At 57.1% G+C, this 417-nt stretch carries 1 rRNA gene; it reads left to right on the top strand.

Features of this window, described 5'->3' with window-relative positions:
- Positions 1–50, top strand: a 16S ribosomal RNA gene (locus IG78_RS48970); the annotation flags it as partial.
- Positions 51–417 lie beyond the last annotated feature (367 nt).

Raw genomic sequence — 417 nt, 5'->3', positions numbered from 1 at the left:
AGTCGTAACAAGGTAGCCGTACCGGAAGGTGCGGCTGGATCACCTCCTTTCTAAGGAGCACTTCTTACCAGGCACCTTCGGGTGTGTGGTCAGAGGCCACTACGTCGGCAAATGTTCGACGGTGGTTGCTCATGGGTGGAACGTTGACTATTCGGCACAGACGGTTATTCGGCACGGTCAGGATGAGGACTGTTAGTACTGCTTCGGCGTGGAACACAGAGCTGTAACTGGACGTGTCGGGCACGCTGTTGGGTATCTGAGGGTGCGAGCGTTGCTCGTCCTTCAATGCCGGCCCCAGTGCACTCGAGCTTCTGGTTCGGGGTGATGGGTGGTTGGTCGTTGTTTGAGAACTGCACAGTGGACGCGAGCATCTGTGGCCAAGTTTTTAAGGGCGCACGGTGGATGCCTTGGCACCAG

Origin of the sequence: Streptomyces aureocirculatus (assembly GCF_000720475.1) — a bacterium.
Taxonomy (GTDB): Bacteria; Actinomycetota; Actinomycetes; order Streptomycetales; family Streptomycetaceae; genus Streptomyces; species Streptomyces aureocirculatus.
The sequence above is the reverse complement of the archived record's forward strand: the minus strand, read 5'-3'. Positions and strand labels throughout refer to the sequence as shown.